General features: G+C 46.6%; 13 protein-coding genes and 1 tRNA gene. 8 read left to right on the forward strand and 6 right to left on the reverse strand.

The annotated features are described in order from the left end of the window. Positions 1 to 279: 279 nt before the first annotated feature. Positions 280 to 1407 (reverse strand): GTP-binding protein, encoded by a 1128-nt coding sequence (locus QUB10_RS27275; RefSeq protein ID WP_333206316.1) that lies wholly within the window; start codon positions 1405 to 1407, stop codon positions 280 to 282. 449 nt (positions 1408 to 1856) lie between these two features. Next, entirely contained in the window at positions 1857 to 2258 is a 402-nt protein-coding gene (locus tag QUB10_RS27280) for a fasciclin domain-containing protein (protein ID WP_333157038.1), read from the reverse strand. A 425-nt stretch (positions 2259 to 2683) separates the two neighbouring features. Between QUB10_RS27280 and QUB10_RS27285 the strand changes: the two genes are divergently transcribed. The 6 genes from QUB10_RS27285 to QUB10_RS27310 all read left to right on the forward strand — a co-directional run bounded on the left by QUB10_RS27285 (position 2684) and on the right by QUB10_RS27310 (position 11080). After that, complete coding sequence (locus QUB10_RS27285) at positions 2684 to 3721, forward strand: aldo/keto reductase (protein ID WP_333206318.1); 1038 nt, start codon at positions 2684 to 2686, stop codon at positions 3719 to 3721. A gap of 837 nt (positions 3722 to 4558) precedes the next feature. Beyond that, positions 4559 to 5860 carry a glycosyltransferase family 1 protein gene (locus tag QUB10_RS27290; RefSeq protein WP_333206320.1) on the forward strand — a complete coding sequence of 434 codons (1302 nt, stop codon included), beginning with the start codon at positions 4559 to 4561 and terminating at the stop codon, positions 5858 to 5860. A 123-nt stretch (positions 5861 to 5983) separates the two neighbouring features. Beyond that, on the forward strand, positions 5984 to 7210 hold the full coding sequence (gene glf / locus QUB10_RS27295; RefSeq protein ID WP_333206321.1) for a UDP-galactopyranose mutase: 1227 nt from the start codon (positions 5984 to 5986) through the stop codon (positions 7208 to 7210). Positions 7211 to 7314: 104 nt separating this feature from the next. Next, entirely contained in the window at positions 7315 to 7671 is a 357-nt protein-coding gene (locus tag QUB10_RS27300) for an STAS domain-containing protein (protein ID WP_333206323.1), read from the forward strand. A gap of 225 nt (positions 7672 to 7896) precedes the next feature. Further along, positions 7897 to 9780, forward strand: a complete 1884-nt coding sequence (locus QUB10_RS27305; protein WP_333206324.1) for a sugar-binding domain-containing protein — start codon at positions 7897 to 7899, stop codon at positions 9778 to 9780. A 181-nt stretch (positions 9781 to 9961) separates the two neighbouring features. Continuing rightward, positions 9962 to 11080, forward strand: a complete 1119-nt coding sequence (locus QUB10_RS27310; RefSeq protein WP_333206326.1) for a beta-glucosidase — start codon at positions 9962 to 9964, stop codon at positions 11078 to 11080. 93 nt (positions 11081 to 11173) lie between these two features. Here the strand turns inward: QUB10_RS27310 and QUB10_RS27315 are convergent, their stop codons facing one another. Next, positions 11174 to 12619 (reverse strand): hypothetical protein, encoded by a 1446-nt coding sequence (locus QUB10_RS27315; RefSeq protein ID WP_333206327.1) that lies wholly within the window; start codon positions 12617 to 12619, stop codon positions 11174 to 11176. Between the two features lie 63 nt (positions 12620 to 12682). After that, a complete protein-coding gene (locus QUB10_RS27320; protein WP_333206328.1) occupies positions 12683 to 13534 on the reverse strand; it encodes a hypothetical protein in 852 nt (283 codons plus the stop codon). A 221-nt stretch (positions 13535 to 13755) separates the two neighbouring features. Between QUB10_RS27320 and QUB10_RS27325 the strand changes: the two genes are divergently transcribed. Then, positions 13756 to 14247, forward strand: coding sequence for a helix-turn-helix transcriptional regulator (locus QUB10_RS27325; RefSeq protein ID WP_006636004.1), 492 nt, complete (start codon positions 13756 to 13758; stop codon positions 14245 to 14247). A 245-nt stretch (positions 14248 to 14492) separates the two neighbouring features. On the opposite strand, the gene QUB10_RS27330 is transcribed toward QUB10_RS27325, so the two are convergent. Both QUB10_RS27330 and QUB10_RS27335 read right to left on the reverse strand, forming a co-directional pair. Then, positions 14493 to 14565, reverse strand: a tRNA-Glu gene (locus QUB10_RS27330). A gap of 87 nt (positions 14566 to 14652) precedes the next feature. After that, on the reverse strand, positions 14653 to 15699 hold the full coding sequence (locus QUB10_RS27335; RefSeq protein ID WP_333206330.1) for a M42 family peptidase: 1047 nt from the start codon (positions 15697 to 15699) through the stop codon (positions 14653 to 14655). 179 nt (positions 15700 to 15878) lie between these two features. On the opposite strand from QUB10_RS27335, the gene QUB10_RS27340 reads away from it, so the two are divergent. Beyond that, positions 15879 to 16295 carry a hypothetical protein gene (locus QUB10_RS27340; protein ID WP_333206332.1) on the forward strand — a complete coding sequence of 139 codons (417 nt, stop codon included), beginning with the start codon at positions 15879 to 15881 and terminating at the stop codon, positions 16293 to 16295. Positions 16296 to 16305 lie beyond the last annotated feature (10 nt).

Genomic DNA, 16305 nt, shown 5'->3' on the forward strand with positions numbered 1-16305 from the left:
CTGGACTTCGCTCGTTAGGCTGTCTGAATCCATCGTCGCGGGTGGGTCATTGACCAAACTATAGTTTAATATAAAGCCGTCCTAAAACGACGGGGTTTCCACCCACCTTTCTGATGACTCGCATGGGAAATCGGTAATTGGTAATAGGTAATTAATCGTTACCAGGCTCTAGCCTGGTAACGCAGATCCAGAGGCTCTGCCTCCTATCTTCCTAAGTACCAGAGAGGCAGAGCCTCGCTTACATCGGTTCCCAGGCTCTAGCCGGGGAACCAGTAACCTTTAGTTTTTCCCAAAACCTTTGCCGCGATTGGTTGAAGGCATACAAAGACAGTTTTCGAGTTGCGATCGCAAAGTCTCGGTATCCAAACCCTGACCAATGAGAACAAGCTGGTTTTTGCGATCGCCTTTCCACTCGTCGTCATCCATCGAAAATCGCTTACCGCTCAAGTGAAAAATATGCCGTTTGGGACTTTCTTCAAACCACATAATCCCTTTCGCGCGAAACACATTTGTTGGCAGTTGTTGGTCTAAGAAATATTGAAATTTTCTCAGAGAAAACGGCTTGTCGCTTTGGAAAGAAATTGAGGTAAATCCGTCATTTTCTAAATGGTCGGAGTGGTCGTGATGGCTGTGGTCATGATGGTCGTGATGGTCGTGATGGCTGTGGTCGTGATGGTCGTGATGGTCGTGATGGTCGTGATGGTCGTGATGGTCGTGGTCGTGACTGCTAGCAGTTTTTTCAGATTGGAAATATTTGTCCGATTCAAACAATCCGACGCTGAGGACTAGCGGTAGGGGCACTTGCGATTTTACTGTTCGCAGAATTCGAGCACCTTCTTTGACATCGCGAATCTTAACTTCCAACAAATCTAAATCTGCTTCCTCAACCAAATCTGTTTTGTTGAGGATAATTATATCGCCGTAAGCTATTTGACTGTAAGCTGCTTGAGAGTTGAACAAATCTAAGCTGTAGTTGGCTGCGTCTACTAATGTAACTATCGAATCGAGACGAGTCAGGTCGCGCAGTTCTGTGCCTAAAAAAGTCATCGCTACTGGCAGCGGGTCGGCGAGTCCGGTTGTTTCGACTACCAGATAATCGAGATTTTCTTGACGTTCTAAAACTTTGTAAACTGCATTAACTAAATCTTCATTAATTGTGCAGCAGATGCAGCCGTTGTTCAGCTCAACCATGTTGTCGTCGGTGGTGACAATCAGTTCGTTGTCGATGCCGATTTCGCCAAATTCATTTACCAAAACTGCTGTTTTCAAGCCCTGCTGATTGGTCAGGATGTGGTTGAGCAGGGTTGTTTTGCCGCTGCCGAGAAATCCTGTAATGATTGTAACGGGCAATCCGTGTTTGGGAGCGTCCATCGCCGGTTCTGTCTCGGACTGAGTTGTAGATTGCATAGCTTGAATGTCAAATAATGTCGATCGCACTTTCTTTGTGGCTCTTATTGTATCTTAATTAGGACAAGGCCTGGTAAACCCAGTTTCTCGGAGAAATGTTGGGTTTGGTGGCATGGTATCTACGCATCAACCGGGAATCAGCCCGAGAGTGCAAAATAAGTGGGCCGCTAATTATCGGCAATTGCTAACGCGGTCGATCGCACTTTTTTATTTTTTTGATAAAATTTTGTCCAGAGTACCTGTCGCAGTTTTTGCCACTAACTCCAGCAGCGACAAATTTGGGACAGACTCAAGCTAAGTGTGATCGGCTAATTCCCGCTACTCTATAATAAATAGTTTTAATTACCGACCTGCGTAAAATATTTAAATCTCAACTATCAATTAAAACAGGGCGGTGGCTAACAACAGCCACCGCCCTCAAGATAGTATTGCGCTATCTAAATCTGTGCTTACGCAGGAAGCAAGACTGAATCAATAATGTGGATGACGCCATTATCAGCAGCAACATCGGCTGTTGTAACGGTAGAATCATTGATTTTGACACCATTGGAAGCATCAATTTTCACTTCTGAACCTTCAACTGTTTTGGCAGATGTCAGCTTGACCACATCAGCGGCCATAACTTTGCCAGAAACCACATGATAAGTCAAGATTTTTGTGAGCTTAGGAATGTCATTAAGCAGTGCTTCTACAGTACCTGCGGGAAGCTTAGCAAAAGCTTCGTCTGTAGGAGCGAAAACTGTGAAGGGGCCAGCGCCTTTGAGAGTATCTACTAAACCAGCGGCTTGGACGGCAGCAACTAGGGTTGTAAAAGAGCCTGCCGAAACGGCGGTATCAACGATATCAGCCAAGTGAGTCACCTAGTTTTTGTAATCTATAAATCACTATAACGCTAAAAAGTTAATTTAGCTACATTAATTTTTTCTCTAGTTCTGTCTGGTTTTGTGATTATTTAAGATAGCATTTTTTATTTAACTCCTTTTCTAAAATACCTATCTAAAGGTAGATAAAAGTTTTTTGACTTTACTGTATTTTAAGAGAGAGAAATGTAATCCTAAATACATTAGTAAGACGATCGCCCCTGCGCGCTGTTTAAACGTAAACGCAGGGGCGAGACAGCATCGCCCCTGCTACGAAATTTTGATTGACTTGGCAAAACACTCAACCTTCAGCGCAGCGCTAACAGATTACAAAAGCCCGCCACCCCGACTGATGGCAACAGTTTGGGAAATCCCGATCTAAACTGTTAACAACCATTAACTAGCGGAAGGGTGACATGAGATACAAACTACTAGGTCACAGCGGACTTCGCGTTTCCGAAATCTGCCTCGGAACCATGACTTTTGGGGAAGACTGGGGTTGGGGGAGCTCCTACGACGAAAGCCGTAAAATGTTCGACGCCTTTGCAAAAGCGGGCGGCAATTTCATTGATACCGCGAATCTCTACACCAACGGTACTAGCGAAAAATATGTCGGTGAGTTCATCGCAGCCGATCGCGAAAAATGGGTAGTTGCCACTAAGTATAGCCTCAACATGAAGAATGGCGAAATCAATGGTTTCGGCAACCACCGCAAAAATATGGTACAAGCAGTAGAGGCCAGTTTGAAGCGGCTGCAAGTTGAATACATAGATTTGCTGTGGCTGCACGCTTGGGATTTTACAACACCCGTCGAAGAAGTGATGCGCGCTTTTGACGATTTGGTGCGCGCCGGCAAAATTCTTTATATCGGCATTTCCGATACGCCGGCTTGGATTATTTCTCAAGCAAATACGATCGCCAATCTGCGCGGTTGGACACCATTTATCGGCTTGCAAATCGAGTATTCTTTAAAAGAGCGAACTCCTGAACGGGACTTGATCCCTATGGCAAAAGCCTTTGATATTGGCGTCACAGCTTGGAGTCCCCTAGCAGCCGGTTTGCTGACAGGAAAATACAACACTTCAGAAACAGCCAGCGAAGCTAAACGGCTTAATTCACCTGAATCTGGAAAAATTAACGAACGAGACCTCAAAATTGCTGACGAAGTTAGCTTCATAGCAGCCGAAATTGGCAAACCTGCTTCTCAAGTAGCCCTAAATTGGCTGATCCAACAGCCAGTCGAAGTTATTCCGATTGTGGGTTCGCGCAAACTCTCGCAACTTCAGGAAAATCTGGCTTGTTTGGAGTTTAAATTAACCCCCGAACAAATGCAGCAGTTAGACAAAGTAAGTGCAATTGAATTGGGATTCCCTCACGATTTCTTAAAGAGTTCGATGGTGCAAGATTTTGCCTTTGGAGGAGGAATAGCCAAAATTGACAGCCGCCGACTGTAAAGTTGCTGCTATTTTCTAGTCGCGGGTTTACGTGGATATTTGGCGTTTGATTGCAGATATCGGCGAACGCGCACGCAAGAGGGATGATTGACATTTGTGCTGTGGGCGCGAGGTTAAACTGACGCCCACAGCACAAATGTTATCACCTTGGTATCTTGCCACACAGTCGCGCAAAATCTTAGGTTTATCATTGCGGTTGCCTGGATTCTCTGTTATTGTTGAGACAGGTACTCTCCGGTGAGTTTAACCCCACTCTATAAACTGTCAATTGTTAATCTATCGGAAGTCAGAAATGTCTGCTCATTATCTGTATATTAGGATACAAATTTTCCTAATTAGCGATCGGATGAGTTAAAGAAAAAGCAAGGTTTGTCACATCAAAAAGCAACATAAACTTGATGGCAAATTTTGTCTCATCTCCAAATAAAGCAATAAAACTCGCTCTTTTTTCACCCCGTACCTGCCAGTTAAAAGTCATTTTACAAGGTCGATCGGCATTTTAACGGCATTGGAACCCCGCATACAAGCTAGGTGTCTCCTGAGATAAAAGTCATCCTTCAGATAGAAGTAAAGGCCGGAAAACTGGGTTACATTTAACAACAATAGCAAGTCTAACAATATTAACTTATCTCTAAGTTTCAATTCTGAAAAAAGCAGATAAGCGTGTTTTTCCGCAGCTAAACAGTTTCTTTGTTTGGCTCCCTGAATGCGGCGCTTGCTCGTCAATAAAAGTTCTCAGATTTATGCTTGCGACTTTCAGTAAGACAATGCTGAGAAATATATCCTATTGACCAATTTTAACTGACAAATTTTCATGGACAAATTCCAGAGGCTAATATGTCGCCCCCAGAAAACTCAGTAAACAATAAGTATAGCAATAAAAGTCGAGCATGGGAGATCCGATTTACCTCTATAGATCCAGCCAAATCGCCCTCTCAATTCGCTCCCCCGCCCGCATTGCGCGCCAACTTATCAACAACTGATGCTTTAGAGGCACCCGATTTAGTTTGCCTGTCTCATTTGCGGTGGAATTTTGTATATCAGCGTCCGCAACATCTCTTGAGTCGCTGTGCTAAAAGTCGTCGCGTCTTCTTTGTAGAAGAACCAATTTTGAGCGAGGCTACAGATTGGTGGCTCGATGTCAGCATCCACGAAAGCGGAGTCTGGGTAATAGTACCGCACCTGAGCGAAGGAATCAGCGAAGCAACAGCACAAACTGCTCAGCAAGCCATGCTAGATGATTTGTTTCGATCTGCAGAAATTAGCCAGTACATCCTCTGGTATTACACACCAATGGCTGTCAGTTTCACAAACCACTTAAAGCCGCTAGCTGTAGTCTACGACTGCATGGATGAACTGTCAGCATTCAAAGGCGCGCACCCGGATTTAAAAGCAAATGAAAACCAATTATTAAAGCGCGCCAGCGTAGTATTTACCGGGGGACACAACCTTTACGAAGCCAAACAGCACCAGCACCCAAACATTCACGCTTTCCCCAGCAGCATCGAAAAAGAACACTTTGCGACAGCCAGGAATCTTTCACAAGAACCGTCGGATCAAAAAGACATTCCTCACCCGCGTTTGGGATTTTATGGCGTCATAGACGAACGCATGGATATCGAACTGCTGAGGGGAATTGCCCAAGCAAGGCCGGACTGGCATTTAGTCATCATTGGCCCCGTGGCGAAAATCGATCCGGCAACTCTGCCAACTCACCCAAATATCCACTATCTCGGCGGCAAATCTTATCAAGAACTGCCAGCGTATCTTGGCGGATGGGATATCGCCATGCTGCCTTTTGCGATTAACGAATCGACTAAGTTTATTAGTCCTACGAAAACTCCAGAATACCTCGCTGCCGGCAAACCTGTGATTTCTACTCCTATCCGCGACGTGGTGCGGCCCTACGGAGAAAACGGCTTGGTTCGGATTGCTAGCAATTCTTCAGAATTCGTTGCTTGTGCTCAAGAAATCCTTAGCGAAAGTTCGGACGTTCGCAGCAAATGGCTGAGTGAAGTAGACGCCTTTTTAGCAGACAATTCTTGGGACAATACCTGGGGCGAAATGCTGGGGTTGATCGAAAGTGCGATCGACGAAAAACGGCAGAAAGCCCAAGGCAGGATGAAAGTTTTAAGTTAGGAATGTTGAGGTTGAAGTTAAAGAGTTACACTTTACGGATTCAAAAATTAACACTCAACAATCCTCGCTGTATGTCCAATTACGAATTATTCCTTACCCTTACCCACAATCAGAGGTGTTTCAATGTTTGACTATTTAATCGTCGGAGCAGGATTTGCAGGTAGCGTCATTGCCGAAAGACTAGCAAATGAAGCCGGAAAAACAGTCCTGATAATTGATACCCGCAACCACATCGGCGGCAACGCATACGATCACTACGACAACCACGGCATCCTCGTACACAAATACGGCCCCCACATTTTTCACACCAATTCACGCCCTGTTTTCGAGTATCTTTCGCGCTTCACCGAGTGGCGGCCCTACGAACACCGCGTCCTCGCCAGCGTAGACGGTCAACTGCTGCCCATTCCGATCAATCTCAACACCGTAAACAAACTTTACGGACTGAATCTCACCTCATTTGAAGTAGAAGATTTCTTCGCGAAAGTAGCAGAACCAAAGGATTACATTCGCACTTCCGAAGATGTCGTTGTCAGCAAAGTCGGTCGCGAACTTTACGAAAAATTCTTCCGCAACTACACCCGCAAACAGTGGGGAATGGACCCGTCGGAACTCGACAACTCAGTGATTGCGCGCGTACCCACTCGCATTAACCGGGACGATCGCTATTTCACCGATACCTATCAAGCAATGCCGCTGCACGGCTACACTCGGATGTTTGAAAAGATGCTTTCTCACCCAAACATCAAGGTGATGCTGAATACCGACTACCGGGAGATTGAGGGTTTTATCCCTTACGGAGAAATGATTTACACCGGGCCTGTCGATTCCTATTTCAATTATTGCTACGGCAAACTTCCTTACCGTTCCTTGGAATTCAAGCACGAAACACTGAACGTAGCCGTACACCAAGAAGCACCGGTGGTAAATTACCCCAACGAGCATTTATATACTCGCTGCACCGAGTTTAAATACCTCACCGGACAAGAGCATCTAAAAACTAGCATTGTCTACGAATATCCCCAAGCTGAGGGAGACCCTTACTACCCGGTTCCGCGTCCAGAAAATGCCGAACTTTACAAGAAATATAAAGCTTTGGCTGATGCAACTCCGGGAGTTTCTTTCGTGGGAAGGCTGGCGACTTACAGGTATTACAACATGGATCAAGTGGTCGCTCAAGCTCTGACAACTTACAAACAAATTACTACCAAACCGGTGATTGAATTGGTAGAAAATGTTAACGGTTCGACCTCTCATGTAAGCTCCTCGAATGGAGTGGTCGAGAGTCCAGCCCCAGCTTCTCTAGAAGTCGCTGCTGTCAACGGCAACGGCAAATCTGCTAGCAAGTAGCTGGAATCTGTGAATTACGGGTAAAAAGGTAAGGTGCCCACAGAGCACCTTACTCGGTTTTCCTCAAAAGTTATTTAATAATTCAAACAAGCATTGAGGTAAAAATGAACGTTCTAGTGAAAATTGTTTTGTCTCATGAGGTTTTGGAAAATTCTCAATTTGCTCAGTTTCAGAAAGAAATACAGCGCCTCATTGAAAGCGGTGGCAAAATTCTTATGCTGGATTTCTCACAAATAAATTTCCTGAAAAATTCAGAGTTAATGGCTGTAGTGGCGATCGTGAAATTAGTTAGAGACAGCAAATGTATACTTTTGATCTCTGCCATGAGCGAACAAGTTAGAATTCTATTTGAACTCACGGGACTACAGCAAATATTTCATTGTTTGCCGTTCGCCGAAGAATTTTCTCTCAAAAGTGAGCTAACTGAACCGTTAGGAGGTTTGCAAAGTCTTGCTAGCTAGAGGGAGAGGGGGAGAGGGGGAGAGTGAGAGAGGGGGAGAGTGGGGGATAGAGAAAAATCTTCCTGGTTTATTCTTCTTTCTTCTGACTAATGACTTCAGCACAAGAGAGCCTTCAGATGAGGCTGTTTTAAGGTGCAAAACTTTTGCAAATTAATCAGCAAAAAACTTGTCAAAGTGGGGGTAATTGTCGCTAACCTATATATATAACTTTGGGTAGATGTGCCGATGAGTTGGTTAGGTAGAGAACTAGAAAATTGCGAAATAGAAGAGTCTGCAACTCTTGATAGTAAGGTGACAGTTCAAGGACGGAAAACAGGTTATCCGCGCCCCCAACTGCGCCGAAGCAACTGGATTTGTCTCAACGGTCAGTGGAGATTTGCTTACGATGACGCGGGCCACTGCGTGCAGCCGATCGATATTTCTGAGTGGACTCACACTATAGAAGTGCCGTTTGCTCCAGAATCGGCAAAAAGCGGGATCGGCGACACGAATTTTCACCCCAACTGCTGGTACGAACGCGAATTTGACATACCCCACACAGAAGGCAGAGTTCTCCTCCACTTTGGGGCCGTAGACTACCGCGCCCGCGTCTGGGTGAACGGTCAGTTTGTCATCGAACACGAAGGCGGACACACTCCTTTCACCGCAGACATTACAGCAATTGTGAACCTCAACGGGATGCAGCGGGTGACAGTCTGGGCCCACGACGACCCCCAAGATTTGGAGCAACCGCGGGGCAAGCAAGACTGGCAAATAGAGCCCCACAGTATTTGGTATCCGCGCACGACGGGCATTTGGCAGACAGTCTGGGTAGAATTGGTGCCTCACACTTATATCGAGCGCATCCGCTGGACTCCCCAGTTTGAACGCTGGGAAATCGGTTTTGAAGCGTTTGTCGCGGGCGATCGCCAGTCGGGAATCCAAATTAAAGTTAAACTGTCGATCGGCTGTATGCTGCTGGTCAACGACACCTACGAAGTCATCAACGGCGAAATCCACCGCCGCATCGCCCTCTCAGACCCTGGTATCGACGACTACCGCAACGAATTGCTGTGGAGTCCCGAAAAACCGACGCTAATTAACGCTCAAGTGCAGTTGTGGGCGGACGGCAAACTACTCGACGAGGTTAAATCTTATACCGCCATGCGGACGGTCAGCATCCAGCGCGATCGCTTCATGCTAAACGGCCGCCCCTACTATTTGCGACTGGTGCTCGACCAAGGTTACTGGCCAGACACCATGATGACTGCCCCTTCAGACGAAGCTTTGCGGCAGGATGTCGAATTAGTCAAAGCAATGGGTTTCAACGGCGTCCGCAAGCACCAAAAAATCGAAGACCCCCGATTTTTGTACTGGGCTGACGTGCTGGGGCTCCTAGTTTGGGAAGAAATGCCCAGCGCCTACCGCTTCACTCCCAAAGCCGTGCAACGGCTGACGCGGGAGTGGACGGAAGTCATCGACCGCGACGCCAGCCACCCCTGTATCGTAGTCTGGGTGCCGTTCAACGAATCTTGGGGAGTTCCGAATTTAGTCGAAGCCGCAGCCCACCGCAACTACGTGCAAGCGCTGTATTTCTTGACAAAAACCCTCGATCCGACTCGCCCCGTCATCGGTAACGACGGCTGGGAAAGCATCGATACCGACATCCTGGCGATTCACGACTACGACAACAACCCGCAAACCCTAGCCAAACGCTACGGGCCCGAAGTCCAGCTAGCCGATTTGTTCGATCGCGGGCGTCCCGGCGGGCGAGTCCTCACCCTCGACGGCCACCCGCACCAAGGACAGCCGATGATGCTGACCGAATTCGGCGGCATAGCTTGCGCCGGGCGCGAAAACCCTGATTTTTACAGGGTTTGGGGCTACGTGCGCGCGTCGGACACGCTGGAACTGCAAAGGCGCTACAGCGCGCTGTTGAAGGTGGTAAACCGAGTGGAAATGTTTAGCGGATTTTGTTACACGCAGTTAACCGATACTTACCAAGAAGCTAACGGTTTGCTGTATGGCGATCGCACTCCCAAGTTTCCCCTAGAGGTGATCGCCGCGGCAACTCTCGGCTGGGATATTCCCGAAGAAAGTTCACAGCCGCAAGCTATTACTCAGTGCTAATCGGGAATGGGGAATGGGGCATGGGGCATGGGGCATCGGTTATTAGTTATTAGTTATTAGTTATTAGTTATTAGTTAATTGCTAACAATTACCAATTTCTAAATTCCTAATCCCCAATGCCCCATGCCCTATCCCCTATGCCCTATGCCCCATGCTCAATGCCCCATTACTCATTCGATAGATGTTTCAAAGTTTTTTCATGGGTGGCTTTGAATGTTCTACCCACAAATTGCGATCGGGAAAGCGTCTCGACGTAACAGCCGCCACCGGTCACGATAAATTTGCAGCAGCCGACTACCAACGCTTGCAGCAGCAAGGCATTTACACAGTCCGCGAAGGCCTCCGCTGGCACTTAATTGAACAGTCGCCCGGAAAATACGATTTTTCCAGTTCCCTCCCAATCATCCGGGCCGCCCGCGACATGAAAATGCAGGTAATTTGGGATTTGTTTCACTACGGCTGGCCAGACGATATTGATATTTTCAGCCCCGAATTTGTGTCCAGGTTTGCAAGCATGGTGCGCGCTTTTATGGAAGTGCTAACTGAAGAAACAGACCAAACACCTTTTGTAACACCTGTCAATGAAATTTCATTTATTGCATGGGGCGGCGGCGATGTCGCCTACATCAATCCGTTTGCGAAAGGGCGGGGAGACGAGCTAAAAATCCAGTTAATCAAAGCTTCGATCGCAGCGATAGAATCAGTTTGGGAAGTCAATCCCCGCACTCGCATTGTTCAAATCGACCCCGTAATTAACATTATTGCTGACCCTAACAAACCGGAGGATCGGGATGCGGCGGAAGGTTATCGCTTATCTCAATATCAAGCTTGGGATATGTTGGCTGGACGTTTTCGCCCGGAACTCGGCGGCAAGGAAAAATATCTCGATATTATTGGGGTGAATTATTACGATCGCAATCAGTGGGTTCACAATGAAGAGCCCATGAAATACACCGATCCGCTGTACCGCCCGTTTCGTGAAATGCTGCAAGAAGTGTTTGAGCGCTACGGCCGCCCCTTATTCATAGCAGAAACAGGCACTGAAGACGATTTTAGACCTGTCTGGTTTAATTATGTGTGCACTGAGGTAGTGGCTGCGATGAAAGCAGGAGTTCCGATAGAGGGAATCTGCTTGTATCCGATTGTTAACCACCCGGGTTGGGACGACGACAGGCACTGTTACAATGGTTTGTGGGATTATTGCAATGAATCGGGCGATCGGGAAATTTACCAGCCTTTGGCGGATGAATTGCAGTTCCAAAGGCAGCAGATTGAACCCTTGCTGAAGTTGCAGAATTGATGATTGCTATATAATTCTGTAGGGTGCGCTGCGGCGCACCTTATACTAAATCTGCGTTAAAAATTCCCGATGATTTCCTAATATTTTATTCGCTCAACTCAGCATAAAAGAGTCAAGCTCATCTACATTGTGAATAATCTTGGAATCAGAAACGCCATAAGCTTCAGCTAATTCGATACTAGCTTGTAATCTCACTTCGAGGTTTAAGTTAGGATCAAAAGCTGCTTCTGCTAAATTACCTAGTCGTTCATAGGTAGCAAGAAGATTAGCAACGGCTACCTTGTAAGCTCGGTCAATTTTAGCCAGGGACTGTTGATAATATTGTTCCACTTGTCGAGCAAGATGAGTATCTTGTCCCAATAACTGCTTGCAAAAACCAGTCACGATTCGACCCGCGATCGCACCAATGACAGCGCCAACAACAGGAATCGGAATCAAAGCTTGTCCGATAGTAGCTCCAGCAGCAACAATGGCTGAATCAGCACAAGCAAATAAACTTAATTCAACGAATTGATCGGCAGTAATTTCCCCTCGGTTCAAACTACCCACTAAACTAGCAACTTCCAAGCCGGCACTAACAAAAGCACCAGCTAAAGGTGCAGACATTTGGGTAAAATTGGTTAACCCATAAATAACTGTTGCCGATATACCACTAAGTGCAGCTCCTTTTGCGGTATCAATTCCAATTTCTTGCCAGTCTTCGGGGGTTAACTCACCCTTAAAAACGTTTTTACCTTGCTTATACTTAGCGTAAAGCTTAGTAGCAAATCGAATACTACCACCAATAACCGCGCCTTTAAAAGCAACGTTACCAAAATCAGTCAGAGTAGGTTGAGCCTCGTAGCGTATCCCATCCTTAATTTGTTTGTGTTCTTGCTTTAATTCATGCTCTTTGCGGTCTAGCGTATCGTCAACTTTGCCTATTTGCACATCTTCATAGTTAGACGATCCAGCTTGAACAGTCTGACTGAAAGGACGACCAGACATCTGCTCTATTTCTTGAGCTTTTTCTTGTATTTTTTGAGCAGTACGGCTGGTTATTCCCTCGACTTGTTCCCCTTTCAATATTTTATCAATAATTTCATATTGGTTTTTAGGGATATGGTAATATGACCCATCTCTGCCAAAGTTTTCGTATTTCTTCATGTGGTCGAGAACGTGGTCTAAATTATTGCCAACGCCATTCACAAATTTAGACTGTACTTTAATACCATCAATTAAATAATCTTCCGGTGCTGTTCTACCCACTCCATCAAAAGTAGCGCGAGTTTCAGAGGAGTTCAAAAGAGATTTTGCATTGCGAATACCAACTTCCACTTGCTCAGCTATTTCACCGTGTTTTGTGCTTGTGTTTCCCAGAATTTTTTCGGGAGTACCCACAAAATCACGAACTTTATCAATCTCCCCGACCGCTGCAAAAAAAGCTCGGTCTTGTTTACTGAGTTCCCTTGCAAGCTGTTCTGCATGGCGCAGATTTTCCTCTGCTACTATTGCAGCAACGAATTGAGTTGTCAGATGTCTATCTTCTCTGTTTTCCATGCTTAAAAAATTGCAGCATTACTCCCTAATTGCTAGAGGATAATGCTGCACTCCAAATTATAATTACATTTTCAGGTCTACGGTCTTTTTAATAGACTCGCTCAGGGAAGTAATGGAATTGATTAAAGTCCCCAGCCTTTGTTTGAGAGCTTGGCTAAAATTCAGGTAATTCAAAGGTGCATTCTGCTTGAAGTATTGCAGTTCACTTTGAATCAACTTAGCTAGTTTGACAGTTTCCCCCTCAAGAAGATTGACTTCTTTCTTGGTTATGTTGACTTTAGCTGTGTCACCTTCAATTTCAAGAGCGCGGTTGTTGGCTTCGTCACCAATTTTTTCATTCTCGTTACTTGCCCAAAAAGCACTACCAGCCAAAGCTACACCACCAATCCCCCAGCCAATCGGCCCTGCTAGTGCCAGCAGTGCATTTCCAGCCACCATACCGCCACCACCCACAGTAAGAGCGCCACCTCCTAACCAGGCTAAAGCAGCATTAACGGCGGCTGCACCGGAAAGAGAAGCAATTGCAGTACCTGTTGAGGCTGTTCCAAAAGTTGTGGCAATTGCCATTGCTGCTGCTGGCCCAAAACAGGCAACTCCTGCTCCAGCCATGACTCCTGCACCACCTGCTGCTGCTACATTGCTGTTATGAGCCGAATAAATTAGATCCCAATCTTCGCCAGTAATTTCCTTGAGCTGAAACTTCAGTTTTGTAACAACTTTGCTAAATTCTTTTGGCGAATTGGCCAGCGTGTTAATGTAATTTTCGCATAGTTGGATAATCTCAACCCCACGATTAACTCGCGTTTGATAAAGACTTCCAGCGGCATTTTGTAAATACTCACAATCTCTTTGGTACTTTTCTACTGCACGGCGCAGTTTCTCTTGTGCCTCTTTTTTGTATTCGTGGTTAAACATTTACGGGTAAATACCTAATTATGAGGAGTTTGTGTTGATAACTCTGTCCAGCAGATAACTCTACCGCGCCAGCAGTGAGCCTTCCCCGATTCCAGGTGTAAAATTAATCACGATCCTGCTTTCCCTGATCTTAACCTAACCACCTTTAACAAAGAAACTAATAAGCATTAGGAATCGTGTTAGACTTTGATTATAAAAAATCCAGAAACCTATCCCCTGCAATGGCATCCTCTAACGATCGCTTCCCCGAAGCTGCCCGCGACTGGGACTTAGAAACTCTTTACACAGACCTAGCATCCGCCAAGGGAAAGCGGCTCACGCCCACAGAGAAACAACATCTACGGGGTCTACTCTGCGGCTACAGTCCCGCCGAAATTGCCGAAAGGCTCAGTAAAAACCCCAAGGGAATTGCAGTAGATTTCTGTAATACTTTATACCAATACGTAAAAAATCTTGTAGGTAAAGCTGATGAAAAGGTAGAAAACTGGAGGAAGATTTGTGAATGGCTGGAGGACGCAGGATATAAAACTCAGCCATCTCCCGAACCTGAATCAGGCGATTGTTTATCCGCAAAAATTATAATAAAAAAAGCAAATGTAGTTCTTGATAAAAATCAAATCATAGTTGATATAAACCTGCGAATAGTCGCCTCCTCACCTTCAGAGATTCCCATTATAGAAAAGTTTGATATCAATGGCAATGGTGCAAACTAAGGAAAGTGCGATCGAACTGAGATGTTGCACCATTCTCAATTACTTGTTTATCAACAGGCTTTTCGGCCTGTTCCACAAGAAAATTCACTCTTTGTGGAACAGGCCGAAAAGCCTGTTAAGCGAGAATGGTGCAAGATGTGCGATCGAACGCATCAACTTAATGTTAGACCCAATAGCAATAAGGGCGGGCAAGATGCCCACCCCACATACTAGATATCACTTGGATATCAGACTTAAATTTTCAATACCCCCAGGGGAATTCGAATCCCCGTCGCATCCGTGAAAGGGATGTGTCCTAGGCCTCTAGACGATGGGGGCGCGTCGTTGCGTTTGCTTGTGTTCCGCACCTTTATTACCTTAACTAATCTTTCCCAATCTGTCAACTACTTTGCGAAACTTTTTTTTCTAGTCGTCCCAAAGCACGTCACAGTAGGCTTTGAGGATGGCGGCGCAATTGCCGATCGCCCCGAGATGAGCAATTTCAAAGCCGTGGGTGTTCTGGGTGGGGAAAGCCAAACAAGCGGCGCGGGCTACGTGGCCGAACTTCATGGCGATCGAAGCATCGCTCCCAAAACCGCTAATTACCGCCAACTGCACCTCTACATCGGCTGCTGCTGCGGCTGCGCGCAATTGGGCGTTCAATCCTTCATCGTAGACTCCGTAGCCGTCCTGAACCAGCAAAACCGGGTTTTCGCCGTCACGAATCGGGTATTCCGGTGCCAGAGGGCAAATTTCCAAAGCGATCAGCGCGTCCAACGGCTGGCGCTGGGTGAAATACAAAGCTCCGATCGCCCCAACCTCCTCCTTCGCCGACGCGACCAAATAAACATTCACCGCAGGCTCTTTCAAACATTCCGCCAGAGCCAGCAAAATCGCCACTGAAGCCTTGTTGTCCAGAGTGTAGCTCGCTATCCAGTCCTTCAACCGCAGCGGGCGCTTGCGGTGCTTTCCCACCACCATCCGCGTGCCCGGTCGAATTCCGGCCTCGGCTAATTCCTCGGCGGTACACTTAGTTTCAATCCAGGCATTTTCCCACTTTAAAGAAACATCTTCCTGCTGAGCTTTCTGAGCAGATTCGTGAGAAACATGGCGGGAACCGAAGCTGAGAATGCCGCTAATTGTTTGCTTGTCTCCGAGCAAATCCACCACGCCTTCGCCGTAAACCCAAGGAAATGCGCCGCCCAATCTGCGGACTTCCACGCGGCCACTCTCGCCTATTGTTTTAACTAGGGCCCCAATTTCGTCTTTGTGGGCGGTAATGGCGATCGACTTTTCGGGATTGCGACCCTTAATTAGGGCGATCGCATTGTCCGCGCGATCGAGCCAAGCATTCACTCCCAGGGCGGCGAATTTTTCCATCAACCACTGGTTAATTTCCGATTCCGCACCGCTGGGTGAGTGCAGCATTACTAATTCTTCGATTGTTTGGAATAGGCGATCGAACTCTAACATTTTTTATTTTCGTTTTTAGGAGCGAATTTTGACGACATATATTAAAGCACATTTACCCACTATTTCCCGGCGGTACACTTAGTTTTAATTCAGGCATTTTCCCACTTGAAAGAAACATCTTCCTGCTGAGCTTTTTGAGGAGCGTAGGTAATGAAGCAATTGGAGGCAGCAAAGGGCCATTGAGTAAAAAGATTCATGCGATCGCGTGGATGCGTTGGGCAATCCGTTGGAGTTTCACCTCACCCCCCGACAAACTCGTGACGCGACCAGGAGGCAACCAACTGCAGCCATTACTGGTGGCGGATACACTGCTGGCTAACAAGGGCTATGATCCAGATCAGCGTGTGATTGACCGCCTTAATGCCGAGGGGAAGACCACCGTCATTTCACCTCGTCGCAATTGCAAGACCCTGGAAACTTACGATGCTCAATTGTACAAAGCCGGTCATTTGATTGAGAACTTTTTCCCCAAGCTCAAGCAGTATCAGGCAATCGCGACGCGCTATCACCCTAGGGCGGTGAACTTTCCGGCGTGCGATTCTTCTGGCTGCTGCGGTCATCTGGTTGAATTGATGACACCCCCTAAATTAACTTGACAGTGCCGTA

The sequence above is a fragment of the Microcoleus sp. B5-D4 genome, from assembly GCF_036705145.1.
Classification (GTDB): Bacteria; Cyanobacteriota; Cyanobacteriia; order Cyanobacteriales; family Microcoleaceae; genus Microcoleus.

Bases quoted from the DNA above. Each gene is read 5' to 3' on its own strand.
- QUB10_RS27275 (WP_333206316.1), bottom strand. From the start codon at position 1,407: ATGCAATCTACAACTCAGTCCGAGACAGAACCGGCGATGGACGCTCCC.
- QUB10_RS27325 (WP_006636004.1), top strand. From the start codon at position 13,756: ATGGCATCCTCTAACGATCGCTTCCCCGAAGCTGCCCGCGACTGGGAC.
- glf (WP_333206321.1), top strand. From the start codon at position 5,984: ATGTTTGACTATTTAATCGTCGGAGCAGGATTTGCAGGTAGCGTCATT.
- QUB10_RS27310 (WP_333206326.1), top strand. From the start codon at position 9,962: ATGTTTCAAAGTTTTTTCATGGGTGGCTTTGAATGTTCTACCCACAAA.
- QUB10_RS27290 (WP_333206320.1), top strand. From the start codon at position 4,559: ATGTCGCCCCCAGAAAACTCAGTAAACAATAAGTATAGCAATAAAAGT.
- QUB10_RS27300 (WP_333206323.1), top strand. From the start codon at position 7,315: ATGAACGTTCTAGTGAAAATTGTTTTGTCTCATGAGGTTTTGGAAAAT.
- QUB10_RS27315 (WP_333206327.1), bottom strand. From the start codon at position 12,619: ATGGAAAACAGAGAAGATAGACATCTGACAACTCAATTCGTTGCTGCA.
- QUB10_RS27335 (WP_333206330.1), bottom strand. From the start codon at position 15,699: ATGTTAGAGTTCGATCGCCTATTCCAAACAATCGAAGAATTAGTAATG.
- QUB10_RS27285 (WP_333206318.1), top strand. From the start codon at position 2,684: ATGAGATACAAACTACTAGGTCACAGCGGACTTCGCGTTTCCGAAATC.
- QUB10_RS27305 (WP_333206324.1), top strand. From the start codon at position 7,897: ATGAGTTGGTTAGGTAGAGAACTAGAAAATTGCGAAATAGAAGAGTCT.
- QUB10_RS27320 (WP_333206328.1), bottom strand. From the start codon at position 13,534: ATGTTTAACCACGAATACAAAAAAGAGGCACAAGAGAAACTGCGCCGT.